Below are 343 nucleotides of genomic sequence, written 5' to 3' on the forward strand. Positions count from 1 at the left end.
GACCCGTCTCCACCAGACCCTCGCGATAGAGCCAGACCGTCTTGGCGTCCGGCACCCGGTCCTCGAGCCCCAGCCCGAGAAACCGCATGAACGACAGCCGGTCGCGCACCTGGTACTCGATCTGGTCGTCGGAAAGGTTGTAGAGCGCGCCCAGCACCAGCGTCTTGAACATCACGATGGCGTCCATCGGCTTGCGCCCGGCGCGCGACTTGCGCTCCCCTTCCGGCTTGCGCCAGACCCGCTCGAGCGCCGGGCGAAACTCCTCCCACGGCACCACGGCGTCGATCTCGACCAACGGATCGCGCTTGGCATCGAGGCTCGCATACCGGTCCGAAAGATCAAA

1 protein-coding gene is annotated in these 343 nt (G+C 66.2%); it reads right to left on the bottom strand.

Features of this window, described 5'->3' with window-relative positions:
* Positions 1 to 343: transposase (locus ACH107_RS33650; protein ID WP_412509906.1), on the bottom strand; the 343-nt coding region annotated here is incomplete at both ends.

Source organism: Roseovarius halophilus (ex Wu et al. 2025), assembly GCF_047086965.1.